Genomic DNA, 16,623 nt, shown 5'->3' on the forward strand with positions numbered 1-16,623 from the left:
CCCCCGGCCTAGGCTCGGGCTTGGAGAAGCATGTGACGGCGGCCCTTCACCTGTCGCCCCCATGCCTCGAACCGACGGAGCGATCCCATGCGCAAGGAACCTCTTATCCGGGCGAGCCTGCTCCTCGCTGCCGGAATCCTCCTGGTGCATACCGCGCCCGCTCAGGCGATCTCCGATCGTCGCGACCAACCGACGGCTGCCGACGTGCCGTCCGAAACCCGATCGGGCGAGACATCTGGTTCGAAGCCCATCGGCGATGTGAAGCCGCCGAGCGCCATCCGCCCCTCGACGGCTGTCACCGAGGATGACGGAAAGACCTCTCGGACCAACCCGCTCGATCATTTGCCCGCGCGCGACCGCGCCGGGACCGGCGGACGCCGGGAATAGAATTCGCCGTCAAGGCTCGCTGCTCAGGAGGAACGACCATGGGATTACTCGATCAGGTCATCGGCGGTGTGCTCGGCAACGTCCTCGGCGGCGGCCGGGGCAGCGATCACCAGCAAGGCGGCGGTTCCGGTGGCGGAGCGCTCGGAGGCTCCCTGTCGCCCATCGTGCAGGCTTTGCTGATGCTGCTCCTGCAAAAGGGCGGAGGCGGGCTGAGCGACATCCTCGGCGGCGGCCGGGGGGGGCCGCCGGATATGGAGCAAGGCCGGCGCGGGCCGCCCGAACCCTATGAGGGAGGCGACCAGGGCGGGTTCAACCAGGACCCGTACAATGAGGGCCGAGACCGTGGCGGCTACGGCGGAGGATCGCGCGGATCGTCGCCCGAAGGCGACTTCAGCGACCTGTCGGGGATGCTCGACGGACCCGGCGGCGACCAGGGCTCTCGCGATCAGGGGCATTCCTCCGGGGCGGGGTCTTACAGCCGCCTCGACCGGGAGCAGGGCGACGATCTCGGTGGGTTCGACGGGTTGATCGATAAATTGCAGCGCGGCGGTCTCGGCGACGCCATCGGTTCCTGGATCGGGCATGGACAGAACCAGCCCGTGGAGCCGAACCGGCTTGCCGACGCCCTCGGTTCGGACACAGTGAACACGTTGCAGAGCCGCACCGGGCTCTCCCGCGATGATCTGCTGTCGCAACTTGCACAAGCGCTTCCGGGCGTCATCGACGGGCTGACCCCGCAGGGGCGCAAGCCGGCTCCGGAGGAGCGTCGCGGCTGGTAATACCGACTCAGGCCCGGCTGACGGCAGGTTTGCCGGGCTTCGCAGGCTGACACGTCGCACAGTAGAAGGTCGAGCGGCCTGATTGCACGATCCGCGCGATGGTGCCGCCGCAGTCTTTCGTGCTGCAGGGCTCGCCGGTGCGGTCATAGACCCGGAACGCATGCTGGAACGAGCCCGACCCGCCATCGGTATGGGCATAGTCGCGCAGGGTGGACCCGCCGGCGGCGACCGCCTCGGTGAGCACGTCGCGGATCATCCGCGCGAGCAACCGCGCTTTCATCGTCGGCCGCCCGTCGTCTTTCGCCAGGATTCCCGCCGGCAATTCGGGATGCAGCCCGGCGCGGTGAAGCGCTTCGCAGACATAGATGTTGCCGAGACCAGCAATGAGCCGCTGATCGAGGAGAGCGGCCTTCAGCGGCGTGATCTTGTTGCGGAAGAGGAGCGCCAGGCTCTCCGGGCTCATGGCTTCGCTCAGCGGCTCGATCCCCATCGCGGCGAAATGCTTACAGCCGGCGAGGTCAAGGGTCGGCACGAGGTCCATGAAGCCGAAACGGCGCGCATCGTTGTAAGTGACAGTCGCGCCGTTCGACATCGCCATCACCACATGGTCGTGCTTGGCGTTGCCGAGCGCCCCTTCGAGATAGAAATCTCCCGGCGAGACGTTGCGACCGTCCGGCAAGGCCACGTCGAAGCGCCCGCTCATGCCGAGATGCAGGATCAGGGTCTCCCCGGTGTCGAGACCGGCGGTGAGGTATTTCGCCCGTCGCGCCAGATCGGTCACCGTCGCGCCTTCGAGCCGCTGTGCGAAGCGCTCGGGGAAGGGAAACCGCAGGTTCGGCCGGCGCAGGGTCACACGGGAGAACGTCGCGCCCACCATGGCGGGGGAAAGACCGCGACGGACGGTTTCGACTTCGGGCAGTTCGGGCATGGGCGGGGGCGAGGCTCTGGATCGGGGACGGCGCCGACATAACGAGGGCCGGCATCCGCCGCCGATCGTCATGCACCTGTCGAACCCGGCACATGGCGATCCGTGCCGGCTTTCGCTATGACGCTCGCGCAAGAGGATGGTGACATGAGTTCGGCCGAGCGTTCGAAGGACGAGACCAGCACGCATTTCGGGTTCGAGCAGGTTGCGCTCGACGAGAAGCAGGGGCGTGTCGACGACGTGTTCCGCTCCGTGGCGAAACGCTACGACCTGATGAACGACCTGATGTCGGGCGGGCTCCACCGCGCCTGGAAGTCGCATCTCATCTCGATGCTGCGGCCACCGCGCAACCGGCCTTTCCACCATCTCGACGTGGCCGGCGGCACTGCCGACATCGCCTTCCGCTGCTTGGAGGCGGGGGGCCCCGAAACCCATGTCACAGTGCTCGACATCAACGAGTCGATGCTGCGGGTCGGTGCGGAGCGGGCCGGCCACCGCTATGACGGCCGGATCGATTTCGTCACCGCGAATGCCGAGTCGCTCCCTCTGCCGAACGAAGCGTTCGACGCCTACACCATCGCCTTCGGCATCCGGAACGTTCCCCGGATCGACCTGGCCCTGGCCGAGGCACGCCGCGTCCTGAAGCCCGGCGGGCGCTTCCTCTGCCTGGAATTCTCAAAAGTCGATCTGCCCGTCCTCGACCGGATCTACGACGCCTACTCGTTCCACGTGATTCCTCGCTTGGGCGCGAGCGTGGCCGGCGATGCGGATTCCTACCGGTACCTCGTGGAATCCATCCGCAAATTCCCGACCCCTGGTCGATTTGCCGGCATGATCGAAGACGCCGGGTTCAAGCACGTTACCCACCGGCCCCTGTCCGGCGGAATCGTCGCGATCCATTCCGGCTGGAAGATCTCGTGACGTCAGATCGGATCGATCTGCCCGATCTGGTCCTACACAGCTCCCTCATCCTGAGGTGCCGCGATAGCGGCCTCGAGGGAGGCCTCCAGATCGCAGGGTGGCCTCTGGAAACCTCCTTCGAGGCCGCCGCTCCGCATCGTCACCTGAGGATGAGGTTCAGTGGTGGGACGAGTGCTGGTCCTGCCGTGATCACGCACGTCGAAAGCATCCCATGCTAGGCGCCATCGTCTATCTCATCCGCGGTGCCGGGGTCGGCTTCGTGCTGGCACGCGAAGGCGGCCTGTCGTTCATCGACCCCACCGAGCTGCCGCCGCATCTTCGCTTCGCCCTGAAGCTCGGGCGGATGCTGGAGCGGCCGGGCCTCGGCGCCGGGGCGGGTCCGCTGCAACGTGCGCTGACCCGGCTCGGCCCTTCCTACGTCAAGTTCGGCCAATTCCTGGCGACGCGGCCCGACATCGTCGGCATGAATGCCGCCCTCGATCTCGAGAAGCTGCAGGACAGGGTTCCGCCGTTCCCACAGGAACAGGCGATCCGCGTGGTCGAGGCCGCCTTCGGCAAGCCGATCCGCGAACTGTTCCTGTCCTTTAGCGAGCCCGTGGCCGCCGCGTCCATCGCCCAGGTCCACAAGGCTCACATCCTCGACGCGAACGGCGTCGAGCGGGTGCTGGCGGTGAAGATCATGCGGCCGGGCGTGCGCGAGCGGTTCCAGCGCGATCTTCAGGTGATGCGGTTCATGGCTCGCGTGGTCCATGCCCTGTCGCCGAAGGCGGAGCGCCTGCGCCCGCGCGACGTGGTCGAGATCCTGGCCCGCTCCGTGATGATGGAGATGGATTTCCGGCTCGAAGCCGCGGCCATGTCCGAGCTGGCGCAGAACACAAAGGACGATGCCGATTTCCGCGTGCCGAAGCCCGAATGGGAGCTAACCGCGCGGGACGTGCTGTCGAGCGAGTGGATCGAGGGCATCCGGCTCAATGATCGCGCCGCCATCGTCGCTGCCGGCCACGACCCCAAGGCGCTCGGCCTCGCGGTCATCCAGTCCTTCCTGCGGCAGGCGATCCGCGACGGCTTCTTCCACGCCGACATGCATCCCGGAAACCTGTTCGTGGATGCGAGCGGTACGCTGGTGGCGGTCGATTTCGGCATCATGGGCCGGCTCGGGATGATGGAGCGGCGCTTCCTCGCCGAGATCCTGCTCGGCTTCATCCTGCGCGACTACAAGCGCGTGGCGCAGGTGCATTTCGAGGCGGGCTACGTGCCGGCCCACCATTCGGTGGAGGATTTCGCCCAGGCCATCCGCGCCATCGGCGAGCCGATCCACCAGCGACGGGCCGACGAGATCTCGATGGCCAAGGTGCTGACGCTGCTCTTCGACATCACTGCCCTGTTCGACATGAGCACGCGCACCGAATTGGTGATGCTGCAGAAGACCATGGTGGTGGTGGAAGGCGTCGCCCGTTCCCTGGACCCGCAGCTCGATATGTGGACCGGGGCGGAGCCGGTGGTCCGCTCGTGGATCGCGCGTAATCTCGGCCCCCTCGGGCGAATCGAGGGTGCGGGACGTGCAGCCCTGACCTTGTCCGACGTCGTCACCGACCTGCCCGATCTCGCCCAGCGCCTGCGCCGGATTCTCGTGCGTCTCGACGAGAGCGGAACCGGCGACCGCAAGGCGTTGGAGAGCATAGCCCGCAAGGAGCGTCGCCGGGCGCTGTGGTCCACGGCGGCGCTCTGGGCCATCGCGGTAGGCGCACTGGTGATGGCGTTCCGGTAAGGGCCGGGTGAACGGGATGGCGCGGACACCGCTGTTCGTGGCCGCACTGTCATATCCGTTCGCTGTGGACGATCACGACGCGCGGGAGTAGCCCTCCATCATGACCCTCCCCCTCCAGAACCGACGCATCCTGCTCGTGATCGGTGGCGGTATCGCCGCCTACAAGTCGTTGGACCTGATCCGCCGCCTCCGCGAGCGCGGGGCGCGGGTGCGTCCGCTGCTCACGGCGGGGGCACAGGAATTCGTCACCCCCCTCGCCGCTGCCGCCCTCGCCGGGGAGCGCGCCCATACCGACCTGTTCGACCGGGCGGAGGAAGCCGATATCGGCCATATCAAGCTGGCGCGCGATGCGGATGCCATCGTGGTCGCGCCTGCCACCGCCAACCTGATGGCGCGGATGGCGAGCGGAGACGCCTCGGACCTCGCCTCCACGGTTCTCCTTGCGACGACCCTCCCGATCCTGATCGCTCCGGCGATGAATGTCCGCATGTGGCAGCATCCGGCGACGCGTCGGAACCTGGCGACGCTCGAGGGCGACGGTGTCCGAGTGGTCGGACCCAATGACGGCGCCATGGCCGAAGCGGAGTTCGGTCCGGGCCGCCTCGCGGAACCCCTGGAAATCGCCGATGCGATCGAGGCCATGCTCGGTGAAATTTCGACGGCATCCTCGGCGGCGACCGGGGGATTCGGATTTCTCGCCGGTCGTTCGCCGCAGAAGCCTCTCGCGGGCCGGCGCGTCCTCGTGACGTCCGGCCCGACGCATGAACCGATCGACCCCGTACGATACCTCGCCAACCGCTCGTCGGGGCGACAAGGCCATGCCATCGCCGCCGCTGCCGCAGAAGCGGGCGCGGAGGTCACGCTGATCTCGGGTCCCGTGGCCATCGCCGACCCGAAGGGCGTTACAATCGTGCGTGTGGAGACCGCGCGGGAGATGCTTGCTGCGGTGGAGGCCGCCCTCCCCGCCGACCTCGCCGTCTTCGCCGCGGCGGTGGGGGACTGGCGCCCGGCTCAGGACAGTACGTCGAAGATCAAGAAGGACGGAGCGGCCGTGCCGCCCCTCTCCCTTGTGGAGAATCCGGACATTCTCGCCACCATTGCCAAGCGCAGTGAAGGGCGCCCGAAGCTGGTGGTCGGCTTTGCCGCCGAAACCGATTCGGTGATCGCCCACGCTCGGGCGAAGATCGCCCGCAAGGGCTGCGATCTGCTCGTCGCCAACGATGTCTCCGCCGAGGGCGGCGTCATGGGCGGCACCGCCAACACCATCCATCTGCTCGACCGGGACGGTGGGTTGGAGACATGGCCGACCCTCGACAAGGACGAGGTCGGGCGACGACTCGTGGAGCGCTTCGCCGCGCGGCTCGCACCGTGAGGCGGATCAATCTCGCAGATGCCACGTTAAGGCTTGACGAACACTTCGCACCGCATCATGTGGGCGCAACCGCCGTTGCCCGGCATATGCTCGGCTCGGTGGATCACAGGAACTTTCGAACCCAATGCCCAGCGACAGTAGTCGATGGACCGCGCCGAATTTGGCCGACCGCGTGTTGAGCGCCTGATCGCGTGATCGGGTTCACCCGCGATCGGCCTTGACGGCCGGTCGAACGAGGTGAGCCCATGACCTTCCAGACTCTTGCTTTCCGCCGTGCCCGCCCGCGCGTCGCTTCGCCCGCCCGCGACAACAGCGTGGCGTTGATCCTTCTCGTGATGATGTCGCTGGTCTTCGCGCCCGTCATCGGCATGCACCTCGTGGCGGCCTTCGCCCCCGCTTCGCTTCCCTCGACGCTGATGACGCGCTCGGCCGGCACGGCGCTTCCGCCGGGCTGAGCTTCGGCGGCCACGAAGCACGCCTTAGGATCGCGGCGGCATGGCTGCCGGATCCATATGCATCAGCTCCCAGACGTGGCCGTCCGGATCCTGGAACGAGCAGCCGTACATGAAGCCGTAATCCATGTTCGGCTTCCAAGGCTTGGCACCGGCCGCCAGCGCCTTGGCCAAGGTATCGTCGACCTCCTGACGTGATTCGCAGGAAAGGCAGGTCAGCACTTCGGTGGCCTTCGACGCATCGCAGATGTCGCCGGTGATGAAGTCACGAAAACGCGCTTCCGTCAGCAGCATCACGAAAATTCTGTCCGACACCACCATGCAGGCCGCATTCTCGTCGGTGAAGGCCGGATTGAACGTGAAGCCGAGGGCGCCAAAGAAGGTCTTTGAGGCTTCGAGATCCTTCACCGGCAGATTGACGAAGATCATCCGCATGTCTGTCGCTCCTTCTCATCATTCCGGTGGGCATGGTGGGTCGCGGACAGCGATCAGCCCGCTTCCTGCTGTTGGGCCGCCAGGGCGGATTCTTCGGCCGTGATCTTGCGGAAGGAGGGGCGATCCTTGATCCGGGCGACGTAGGCGACGATCAAGGGTTCTTCCGGAACGAGTTTGAAGGCGGTCATCCAGCCGAGTGCGGCACCCCAAAGGATGTCGGCGGCGCTGAATCGCTCACCTAGAAGATATGGCCCCTTCGACAGGCCCGCGACGATGCTGTCGAGAACCGCGTCGAAGCTGCCATAGGGGGACATCGCCATCGGGCCCGGCTCTCTTTCGAGCGCGCGGTCAATCACCGCCGGCTCGAAGCACGACCCGTACAGAATCATCCAGCGAAGATAGGGACCGCGCAGCGGGTCCCCGATCGGCGGCGCGAGGCCCTTCTCGGCGAACTCATCGGCGAGATAGAGATAGATCGCGGCCTGCTCGGTGATGACCGCATCCCCGTGGCGGATGGCGGGGACCTTGCCCAGGGGATTGATCGCCAGATAGGGGGCCTCGCGATGCTCCCCCGCCCTCATATTGAGGACGTGCAGGCGGTAGGGCACCTGGAGCTCGTCCAGCAGGATGCGGACGCCAGACGAGCGCGTGTTGGGTGAATGATAGAGCGTGATGTCGGAGGTCATCGATTCCGTTTCGCGTGCGAATCGTGGAAGGCCACTTTCTCCGAAGCCTTGTCCCGGTCAAACATCGTCTCATCGTTAGGCGAAAAAAGACGGTCGCCGGATGATCGTGTCGGGAACGAGAGGGTTGTGTCGGGGCGCCCCCTTCAATTGTCGAAGTGGCGGATAACCTCTCCGTATTCCAATGCAATACTTGCCGTGATGGTGCTGCGTTGTCCGATCGGCGTCATTCTGTGCAGAATGTCGATGGCTCGGCCGAGGGTTCGGCAGCATCGGCGGCGCGGACATTCGCGCCTGTCGCGTTGACGGAATGCCGGGGCGTGTCTATAGAGCGCGCTTCGCCGACAGGCCGCACTCAAGCAGCCCGTCGGCTTCGCCATTGCCCGAACAACCTTCGCGCGTAGACCGACACACCAAGCCCGCGGGCTCGTCGGCATCGCCCTACATGAACGAGGATGCCCCATGGCCAACACCGTGTCGGCCAAGAAAATGACCCGCAAGATCGCGAAGCGGACCGCTGTGAACCGCTCGCGCCGCAGCCGTATGCGTACCTTCCTCCGCAAGGTCGAAGAGGCGATTTCCGGTGGCGACCAGTCCGTTGCGCTGACCGCCCTGCGGGCAGCCGAGCCCGAGATCATGCGGGCCGCTCAGCACGGCATCGTTCATAAGAACAACGCCTCCCGGAAGGTTTCGCGCCTCGCGGCGCGGGTCAAGGCTCTCGCAGCCTGATCCTTTCCTTCCTCGGATGACGCGAAAGAAGCCCGGCCTCAGTGCCGGGCTTCTTTCGTTTCAGGCTCGGTTTTCCGCCCCGTTCCCGATACTTTTTCCGCACGAGCCCGCCGGATGTTTCGTGGCGGGTGCCGGTCATCTCTCGATGGTCCGGCCGGCTGGTCATCGCTTCAATTTGAGTCGAACCGTTAACCCTACTTGCGAATCTGCCGTGTTGCGGAGTCTAGGAGGGCTGTGTAGATTAATGATCTCTCGCCAGAAGCGGGAAAATTCACACTTAATTCAAACCTATCCGAATCGTCCGCAAGGTTTCGGGCGGCTCTGGACTCGGTGCGGATCAGCGAGACTCTCACGGCACCTCACACAGCTTTCCCCGCAACCCCCGTTGTTAGGAGAACCGTAGCTTATTGTTGATAGGCTCCTCTCATCGGCAAAAGCCTGCGGTGGAGATGTTGACTCCGCCGGATCTCTATGGGTTCCGCAAATTCCTTGCGGGGCGTGAAGTCAGTCCAGTGTGCGTACGTTCCGAGCGGCGGCTTCGCCCTCGGCGCGAGGAGAGCGATGATGCATGTCGACGGTAGCGTGGCGGGTAACGCCGAGACCGGCATGGGTGGCGCAGGGGGATCGGACACGGTTGCTGCCTGGGCGCGCGTGAAGCGGCGCCTGCGGGCGGAATTGGGCGAAGACGTCTTCGCCAGCTGGTTCGCGCGTCTCGAATTGGTGGAGGTGGTCTCCGGGACCGCCCGCCTTAGCGTGCCGACCCGATTCCTTAAGAGCTGGATCGAATCCCATTATCTCGACCGTGTCCTGGCCACGTTCCGCAGCGAGGTAGAGAGCGTCTCGCTTATCGAGGTGGGCGTGCGCGGGGCAGGTGCTCCCCCACGCGTCGTTTCGGGTGCGGTCAAGTCCTCGGCACCCGCGAGTCCCCTCGCCCGTCTCCAGGCCGCCAGCAACGCGCAGCCCTCATCCGGCGAGATGAGCTTCCCAGCCGAGGCGGAATCCTCCTCTCAGGCGCGCGGCGAAGCCTCCAGTGACCTCAACGGCGCGCCCCTCGACAATCGCCTCACCTTCGCGAGCTTCGTCGTCGGCCGATCCAATGCCCTGGCACACGCCGCAGCCGAGCGCGTGGCCCGTCATGATGGGCAGGGCGCCCTCTACAATCCGCTCTATTTCCATGCCGGCGTGGGCCTGGGTAAGACCCACCTTCTCCACGGCATCGGCCATGCTGCGCGCGAATCCGGCCGCCGTGTGATCTACCTGACCGCCGACCGCTTCATGTACGGCTTCGTCAACGCCCTGAAGACCCAGAGCGCGCTCGCCTTCAAGGAGAAGCTGCGCGCCATCGATCTCCTCATCCTCGATGACGTCCAGTTCATCCAGGGCAAGTCAATCCAGGCCGAGTTCGGGCACACGATCAACTCGCTCATCGATGCGGGCCGTCAGGTCGTCGTCGCCTCGGACCGCCCGCCCACCGAACTCGAAGCCCTGGAAGAACGGGTCCGTTCCCGTCTGGCCGGCGGCCTCGTGGTCGAGATCGGCACGCTGGACGAACAACTGCGCATGTCGATCCTGTCGGCGCGACTCGCTGCCGTGCGGGTGGCGCATCCGAATTTCGAAGTGTCGCCCACCGTCGCCACCTATGTCGCCCGCGCGATCACCGCCAATGGCCGCGATCTCGAAGGCGCCGTGAACCGGCTTCTCGCCCATGCCACGCTCACCGGCACCGCCGTGACCATGGAGACGGCAGAAACCGCGATCCGCGACCTCGTGAAGAACCGGGAGCCCAAGCGCATCAAGATCGAGGACATCCAGAAGCTGGTTGCCTCGCGCTACAACGTCTCGCGTTCCGATATCCTGTCGGAGCGGCGGACCGCCGCCGTGGTCAAGCCGCGCCAGATCGCGATGTATCTGTCGAAGGTGCTGACTCTACGGTCGCTGCCCGAGATCGGCCGCCGCTTCGGAGGCCGCGACCACACCACAGTGCTCCACGCGGTCCGCAAGATCGATAAGCTGATCGGCGAGGACAATGTGCTGAACGACGAGGTCGAGCTCCTCAAGCGGATGCTGCAGGACTGATTGGCGGGATCGGAGCAATGCGGGAGACGTCCCTCCCGCATTGCCCTGGATAGAGCGTTCCGCGCTCTTGCGTTCGGACAGGGCCTTCGCCAAGTTCACCGGCCAAGCCGCCGGCTCCATCCGTCACCGTTTTCGGGGTGGGCGACGTTTTTTTAGAATGACCACGAGTTGTTGCGATGAAAGTCACTGTCGAGCGCGCGGCTCTCCTTCGATCGCTCGGCCACGTGCACCGTGTGGTGGAGCGGCGCAACACGATTCCGATCCTCTCCAACGTGCTCCTGCGCAGCGGGCCTGATGGACTGGAGCTGAAGGCGACCGACCTCGACATCGAGGTGACGGAATCCGTGCCCGCCGACATCGTCGATCCGGGTGCCACCACGGTGCCCGCGCATGTGATCTACGACATCGTGCGCAAGCTTCCCGATGGAGCGCAGGTCTCGCTGGAGACGAGCGGCGAGACTGGGCAGATGACGATCCGTTCCGGGCGCTCGCGCTTCTCCCTCGGTGCCCTGCCCGAGGGTGACTTTCCGGATCTCGCCGCCGGCGAACTCGGCACCAGCTTCGCCATTGGTGCCAGCGACCTCAAGCGCCTCATCGAGAAGACACAGTTCGCCATCTCCACAGAGGAGACGCGTTACTACCTCAACGGCATCTACCTCCACACGATCGAGGTCGACGGCGCGCTGAAGATGCGTGCGGTCGCCACCGATGGCCATCGCCTCGCCCGCGTCGAGATCGATGCTCCCGAGGGCAGCCGTGGCATGCCGGGCATCATCGTGCCGCGTAAGGCCGTGGCGGAGATTCAGAAGCTGGTCGAGGATGGCGGCGAAACCGTCGAGATCGACCTCTCGCCGGCCAAGATCCGCTTCCGCTTCGCCAGCGGCGTGACGCTGATCTCCAAGCTCATCGATGGCACCTTCCCCGACTACCAGCGGGTGATCCCGTCGGGGAACGACAAGTTCCTCACTGTGCAGCGCGACCAGTTCGCCCGTGCCGTCGACCGTGTCTCGACGATCTCGTCCGAGCGCGGCCGCGCGGTGAAGCTCGCCGTGCAGGAGGGCCGCCTCGCCCTCTCCGTCAACAACCCGGATTCCGGTAGTGCCACGGAAGAGCTCGACGTCGATTACGAGGCCTCCGCCCTCGATATCGGCTTCAATGCCCGCTACCTCCTCGATATCACCAGCCAGCTCGAGGGCGACACCGCTCTGTTCAAGCTCGCCGATCCCGGCTCGCCGACCCTGATCCAGGACCGCGAGGGCGCTTCGGCGCTGTATGTGCTGATGCCGATGCGGGTGTGATCGAGGTCGTTTCGCCGATTACCCAAGAAAGTTCGGGCATCGTGGATCCATCCACCGACGAACCGTCCGTCGTCGGTCTGCGTCTCACCCGTGTCATCTGCCGCGACTTCCGCAACCATGCCGATCTCGACCTCGCTGTCGGGAGCCGTTTCGTCGCGCTTGTCGGCGAGAACGGGGCGGGGAAGACCAACCTGCTCGAATCGATTTCGCTCTTCTGCCCCGGCCGTGGCCTGCGGCGGGCGGACCTGTCGAGCATGGCGCGGAATGCCGGCTCCGGCGGGTTCGCGGTCTCCCTCGCGCTCAAACAGGGAGAGGACGAGCATCGTATCGGCACGGGCTTCGAGCCCGCCGTGGGCGACGGCCGGGCTACGCGTCTGTGTCGGATCGACGGCGAAACGGTAGGCTCCCCCGTAGCCTTCTCCGAGTTCCTGAGGGTGGTCTGGCTGACGCCGGATCTCGACGGTTTGTTTCGCGGGCCCGCCGGCGACCGCCGTCGCTTCCTCGACCGCCTGGTCCTTGCCGTCGACGCGACGCACGGCGCCAGGGTGAACGCGCTGGAGCGGGCACTCCGATCGCGCAACCGCCTGCTCGAAGAGCGACCCAGCGACGGGCAATGGCTCGATGCGGTCGAGCGCGAAGTCGCCGAACTCGGCGTCGCTGTGGCGTTGGCGCGGCGCGAGACCGCCGAGCGGCTGGATCGCCTCATCGCCGAGACCCGCGATGACGCGCAGCCCTTTCCATGGGCGGGGCTCAGGCTGGAAGGCGACCTCGACGATCTCGTGGCCGTCTGGCCGGCCCTGGAGGCGGAGGACCGGTTCCGCGCCGCCCTCCGCCAGGGCCGCCACCGCGACCGTGCCGCCGGCCGCACCCTGGTCGGCCCGCAGGCCACCGATCTCGTAGTCCGCCATGGACCGAAGGACGTAGCCGCCGCAACCGCCTCGACGGGTGAGCAGAAGGCGCTGCTCATCGGCCTTGTGCTGGCCCATGCGCGCTTGGTTCAGGCCATGTGCGGCATCGCTCCCATCATCCTGCTCGATGAGGTCGCGGCGCATCTTGATCCGCGACGGCGGGCCGGCCTGTTCGATGCCTTGGCCGCCCTGCAGGGGCAGGTTTGGATGACCGGCGCCGATCCGGCGCTGTTCGTCGAATTGGACGGCCGGGCCGACATGGTTTCGGTCTCCGACGGACGTATCGTGCGCGCCTGAATCACCGCGCGATGAGCCGATCGAACATCTCGTAGTTCACCGGATTGTCCGGACACAGGCCGAACCCGCATTCGGCAAAGGTCGAGCCGGCATTGGCCAGCGCCACGACGAGAAACAGCAGGACCACGGAAAGACCGAGCGCCCCGGCCCGGGTGCCGGGAAGAACCGTCGGCGCCGTTCCGGTGGGCTGCCCAAGGACCGAGACCGTCTCCGGGCGGGACACGGCGGCCTCAGGGGTGAACTGCCGATCCCACAGGCACAGGATGGCGACGGCGACGATCACGCCGGTGAAAGCGATGAGCGCCCAGACATAGAAATGGAGGCCGAACAGGGCCGAGCCGTAGGTCCCGGTTCCGGGGATGATGTGCAAAGCCGTCTGACGGGCGGAGACCGCACCCCCCACCACGGCGCTCAGGATGACGATGGCATAATGCGACGGTCTCGGCCGGTCACAGATATTGAGGACCAGCCCCAGGCCGACCGCCGTGAAAGCGGCGCGCTGAAGGACGCAGAGCGGGCACGGCAATTCTCCGAGGACGATCTGAAACCAGAACGCCACGAGCAAAATGAGGCTGCAGCCAAGGAGTCCCGCTGCGTTGAGCGCGCGGGCGAGGGACGATGCGGACATTCCGTGGCCTTCAGAAGACGAGCGGCAGGGCGTCGGTGGCGTGCTCGCGGAACAACGCCAGCAACACGCCCAGGGACAGGCCCCAGAGGAGCAAGGCCAGGCCGCGTCTCCCGGCGATAGCCGCCCCCGTGGCGCCAGCGAAACCGAGGAAGGGAAGGACCATCATGGGATAAACTCGCCGGTCTTTCATCGGCCCGCGATGACGACCCGCTGACCCTTGCCCATCTGAGCAGACATCTCCTTTCGGGTGACTTAAGATGTGAAGTCTTTGTATGCCCTGTATTGCAACTGTCGATCGGAGCAGGCGTCATTCCCATCGCGCAACTTGTCGTCTTTGCCGCCATCTATGCCGCCGCCGTAGCCTCCCCCGGACCCGGCGTCGCGGCTCTGGTGGCGCGTGTCCTCGCCGAGGGCACCCGCGGCATCGGTGCCTTCGTCGCGGGCTTCATTGTCGGCGACCTGATATGGTTCGCCGTCGCGGCGGGTGGATTCGCCCTGGTGGCGCAGACCTTCGCGCCGCTCCTCGTCGCACTGAAATATGCCGGCGCGGTCTATCTCGCTGTCCTGGCGTTCAAAGCCTGGACATCCCGGGTCGGCGTGATCGACGCGGAGCCTCTTCGTGACGAGGGTGCATTGCGCCTGTTCGCGGGCGGCCTCGCCGTCACCCTGGGCAACCCGAAGGTGATCCTATTCTTCCTGGCCCTGCTGCCGACGGTCGTTGACCTCGACCGGATCGATGTTCCGGGGCTGGCGGAACTTGGCGCCACCATCGTTCTCGTCCTCGGCACCATCCTCTACGGTTATGTCCTGGCGGCCGAACGAGCCCGGCGCGTCATGACCTCCGCCAGGGCACGACGACTGCTCAACCGGGGAGCCGGGACGGTCATGGCCGGCGCTGCCGTCGCGATCGCGTCCCGCTGATACGTTCTCGAGATCGAGGTGAGGTGGTGGTCCCGACGATTGACCTCGGGGTCCAGGGCGGTCAAAGCCACCTTCCTGGCAAATGACGGCCTCGACGGCGGCATTGCCGTGCCAAGGATGGCCGGCGCGACGTCCGCCTGCCGCCTTTCCCTGACCGCGATGACGGGCCCTGCATGACCGACCGCCTCGACGAAGCTCGACGCGCCCTCAAGACCACCTTCGGCTACGACGATTTCCGGCCCGGACAGGACGAGGTGATCGGTGCCGTCCTGGATGGGACGGATGTGTTCGCGGTGATGCCGACGGGCTCGGGCAAGTCGATGACCTATCAGCTGCCGGCGCTGGTCGAATCCTCGCTCACGGTGGTCGTGTCGCCGCTGATCGCCCTCATGCACGATCAGGTCCAGCAGATGATCGGTTTCGGCGTCGAGGCGGCGACCCTGAACTCATCGGTGGCGGAAGCGACGTCCCGGGAGACCTGGCGCAAGATCCGCAGCGGCGATCTGCGGCTCCTCTTCGTCTCGCCTGAGCGGCTGATGATGGAAGGGCTGATGGATGCCCTGCGCGGGGCTGGCGTCCGGCGGCTGGCCGTGGACGAGGCTCATTGCGTCTCGCAATGGGGGCATGATTTCCGCCCGGAATACCGCGATCTCTCCAAGGCGCGCGAAGCGTTGGGGAATGTCCAGACCGTGGCGCTCACCGCTACCGCCGATAAGGCGACGCGGGCCGACATCACCGAGCGGTTGTTCCCGGCTGGTCGCGACCTGAAGGCCTTCGTCCATTCCTTCGACCGGCCGAACATCCGGCTGACTTTCATGCCGAAGGACAACCCGACCCGCCAGATCGAGCGCTTCTTGCGCCACCGACGCTCCGAGAGCGGCATCATTTACTGCTCGTCGAGGAAGCGCACGGAGCAACTCGCGGAGGTGCTCGCCAAGGATGGGTTCAACGCCCTCCCCTACCATGCCGGCCTCGACCAGGGCACGCGCATGAAGAACCAGGACACGTTCCTTCAGGAGGACGGGGTGGTGATGACCGCCACCGTCGCCTTCGGCATGGGCATCAACAAGCCGGACGTGCGCTTCGTCTGCCACGCCGACATGCCCTCCAATGTCGAGGGCTACTATCAGGAGATCGGCCGCGCCGGCCGCGACGGCCTGCCCGCCGACACGCTCACGATTTACGGCCTCGACGACATGTCGCTCCGCCGCCGGCAGATCGACGAGAAGGACGTGCCCGATGAGCGCCGTCGCGTCGAGCGGCGCAAGTTGGAGGCGATGATCGCTCTTTGCGAGGGGGCGACCTGCCGGCGCCAATCGCTCCTCGGCTATTTCGGCGAGGCGAGCGAGCCCTGCGGCCGCTGTGATCTGTGCCGCAGCGGCATCTCGCTCATTGATGCCACCGTGCCGGCGCAGAAGCTGCTCTCGGCCATCGTGCGAACGGGGCAGCGATTCGGCGCGGCTTATGTCTGCGACGTGGTCCACGGCAAGGAGACCGACACGATTCGGCGCAACGGGCACACGGCGCTGAAGACCTTCGGCGTCGGTGCCGACAAGCCGCTACCGGCATGGCGGGCGATGCTGCGCCAGCTCTTCGCGGCCGGTGCCGTGGCGGAGAACGACGACGGGTTCGGCGGGCTCTCCCTGACTGAAAAGGGCGAGGCCATCCTGTTCGGTCGCGAAGCGATCCAGATGCGGCCGGACCCGGAGCCGAAGGTGGCCGAGCCTCGCGACCGCAAGCGCAGCGGCGCGGCGCGCGAAGATGCGACCCTCGATCTCGATCCAGCGACGGAAGCTCTGTTCCAGCACCTGCGTGGCCTGCGCGCCACCATCGCCCGCACGGAGGGCATCGCCGCCTTCATGGTGTTCCCAGACCGGACGCTGATTGAGATGGCGCGGGCGAAGCCGGTGGATCTCTATGCCCTAAGGACGGTCCACGGCGTCGGCGAGCGCAAGCGCGATGCCTACGGGGAGCGGTTCGTCACAGCAATCGCGGAGCATCTCGCTCATGGGGCCGGGGGCAACGCCTGATGCGAATTCGCACT

General features: G+C 66.2%; 17 protein-coding genes. 12 read left to right on the forward strand and 5 right to left on the reverse strand.

Annotation, left to right across the window (positions count from 1 at the left end; translation table 11 throughout):
* Positions 1-87 precede the first annotated feature (87 nt).
* Positions 88-387: a hypothetical protein gene (locus FV220_RS00660; protein ID WP_056144236.1), complete on the forward strand. Its 300-nt coding sequence runs from the start codon at positions 88-90 to the stop codon at positions 385-387.
* Between the two features lie 38 nt (positions 388-425).
* The gene (locus FV220_RS00665; RefSeq protein WP_147829015.1) at positions 426-1,166 is read left to right on the forward strand and encodes a YidB family protein; all 741 of its coding nucleotides are present in this window, start codon (positions 426-428) and stop codon (positions 1,164-1,166) included.
* 7 nt (positions 1,167-1,173) lie between these two features.
* Here FV220_RS00665 and mutM read toward each other — a convergent pair whose 3' ends face one another.
* Positions 1,174-2,094 (reverse strand): bifunctional DNA-formamidopyrimidine glycosylase/DNA-(apurinic or apyrimidinic site) lyase, encoded by a 921-nt coding sequence (gene mutM / locus FV220_RS00670; RefSeq protein WP_147829017.1) that lies wholly within the window; start codon positions 2,092-2,094, stop codon positions 1,174-1,176.
* A gap of 144 nt (positions 2,095-2,238) precedes the next feature.
* Here mutM and ubiE point away from each other — a divergent pair, with 144 nt between their 5' ends.
* From ubiE to FV220_RS00695, 4 genes are all read left to right on the forward strand, one after another.
* The gene (ubiE, locus tag FV220_RS00675; RefSeq protein WP_147829019.1) at positions 2,239-3,012 is read left to right on the forward strand and encodes a bifunctional demethylmenaquinone methyltransferase/2-methoxy-6-polyprenyl-1,4-benzoquinol methylase UbiE; all 774 of its coding nucleotides are present in this window, start codon (positions 2,239-2,241) and stop codon (positions 3,010-3,012) included.
* Between the two features lie 211 nt (positions 3,013-3,223).
* Positions 3,224-4,780 carry a 2-polyprenylphenol 6-hydroxylase gene (gene ubiB / locus FV220_RS00685; protein WP_147829021.1) on the forward strand — a complete coding sequence of 519 codons (1,557 nt, stop codon included), beginning with the start codon at positions 3,224-3,226 and terminating at the stop codon, positions 4,778-4,780.
* A 100-nt stretch (positions 4,781-4,880) separates the two neighbouring features.
* A complete protein-coding gene (locus FV220_RS00690) occupies positions 4,881-6,152 on the forward strand; it encodes a phosphopantothenoylcysteine decarboxylase (protein ID WP_147829023.1) in 1,272 nt (423 codons plus the stop codon).
* Positions 6,153-6,397: 245 nt separating this feature from the next.
* Positions 6,398-6,607 carry a hypothetical protein gene (locus FV220_RS00695; protein ID WP_147829025.1) on the forward strand — a complete coding sequence of 70 codons (210 nt, stop codon included), beginning with the start codon at positions 6,398-6,400 and terminating at the stop codon, positions 6,605-6,607.
* Positions 6,608-6,631: 24 nt separating this feature from the next.
* Here FV220_RS00695 and FV220_RS00700 read toward each other — a convergent pair whose 3' ends face one another.
* Together FV220_RS00700 and FV220_RS00705 are read right to left on the reverse strand one after the other, a co-directional pair.
* On the reverse strand, positions 6,632-7,039 hold the full coding sequence (locus FV220_RS00700) for a VOC family protein (protein WP_018042631.1): 408 nt from the start codon (positions 7,037-7,039) through the stop codon (positions 6,632-6,634).
* A 53-nt stretch (positions 7,040-7,092) separates the two neighbouring features.
* Positions 7,093-7,725 carry a glutathione S-transferase family protein gene (locus FV220_RS00705; RefSeq protein ID WP_147829027.1) on the reverse strand — a complete coding sequence of 211 codons (633 nt, stop codon included), beginning with the start codon at positions 7,723-7,725 and terminating at the stop codon, positions 7,093-7,095.
* 459 nt (positions 7,726-8,184) lie between these two features.
* Here FV220_RS00705 and rpsT point away from each other — a divergent pair, with 459 nt between their 5' ends.
* The 4 genes from rpsT to recF all read left to right on the forward strand — a co-directional run bounded on the left by rpsT (position 8,185) and on the right by recF (position 13,030).
* On the forward strand, positions 8,185-8,451 hold the full coding sequence (rpsT, locus tag FV220_RS00710) for a 30S ribosomal protein S20 (RefSeq protein ID WP_018042629.1): 267 nt from the start codon (positions 8,185-8,187) through the stop codon (positions 8,449-8,451).
* A gap of 564 nt (positions 8,452-9,015) precedes the next feature.
* The gene (dnaA, locus tag FV220_RS00715; RefSeq protein ID WP_056158902.1) at positions 9,016-10,527 is read left to right on the forward strand and encodes a chromosomal replication initiator protein DnaA; all 1,512 of its coding nucleotides are present in this window, start codon (positions 9,016-9,018) and stop codon (positions 10,525-10,527) included.
* Between the two features lie 176 nt (positions 10,528-10,703).
* Complete coding sequence (dnaN, locus tag FV220_RS00720) at positions 10,704-11,825, forward strand: DNA polymerase III subunit beta (RefSeq protein ID WP_018042627.1); 1,122 nt, start codon at positions 10,704-10,706, stop codon at positions 11,823-11,825.
* A gap of 41 nt (positions 11,826-11,866) precedes the next feature.
* The gene (gene recF / locus FV220_RS00725; RefSeq protein WP_147829029.1) at positions 11,867-13,030 is read left to right on the forward strand and encodes a DNA replication/repair protein RecF; all 1,164 of its coding nucleotides are present in this window, start codon (positions 11,867-11,869) and stop codon (positions 13,028-13,030) included.
* Between the two features lies 1 nt (position 13,031).
* On the opposite strand, the gene FV220_RS00730 is transcribed toward recF, so the two are convergent.
* The gene (locus FV220_RS00730) at positions 13,032-13,658 is read right to left on the reverse strand and encodes a disulfide bond formation protein B (protein WP_018042625.1); all 627 of its coding nucleotides are present in this window, start codon (positions 13,656-13,658) and stop codon (positions 13,032-13,034) included.
* Positions 13,659-13,668: 10 nt separating this feature from the next.
* On the reverse strand, positions 13,669-13,824 hold the full coding sequence (locus tag FV220_RS25310) for a DUF5993 family protein (protein WP_018042624.1): 156 nt from the start codon (positions 13,822-13,824) through the stop codon (positions 13,669-13,671).
* 116 nt (positions 13,825-13,940) lie between these two features.
* Between FV220_RS25310 and FV220_RS00735 the strand changes: the two genes are divergently transcribed.
* Both FV220_RS00735 and recQ read left to right on the forward strand, forming a co-directional pair.
* Entirely contained in the window at positions 13,941-14,579 is a 639-nt protein-coding gene (locus FV220_RS00735; protein WP_210322753.1) for a LysE family translocator, read from the forward strand.
* A 173-nt stretch (positions 14,580-14,752) separates the two neighbouring features.
* The gene (recQ, locus tag FV220_RS00740; protein WP_147829032.1) at positions 14,753-16,609 is read left to right on the forward strand and encodes a DNA helicase RecQ; all 1,857 of its coding nucleotides are present in this window, start codon (positions 14,753-14,755) and stop codon (positions 16,607-16,609) included.
* Positions 16,610-16,623: the final 14 nt, after the last annotated feature.

Origin of the sequence: Methylobacterium sp. WL19 (assembly GCF_008040005.1) — a bacterium.
GTDB classification, from domain to species: domain Bacteria; phylum Pseudomonadota; class Alphaproteobacteria; order Rhizobiales; family Beijerinckiaceae; genus Methylobacterium; species Methylobacterium bullatum.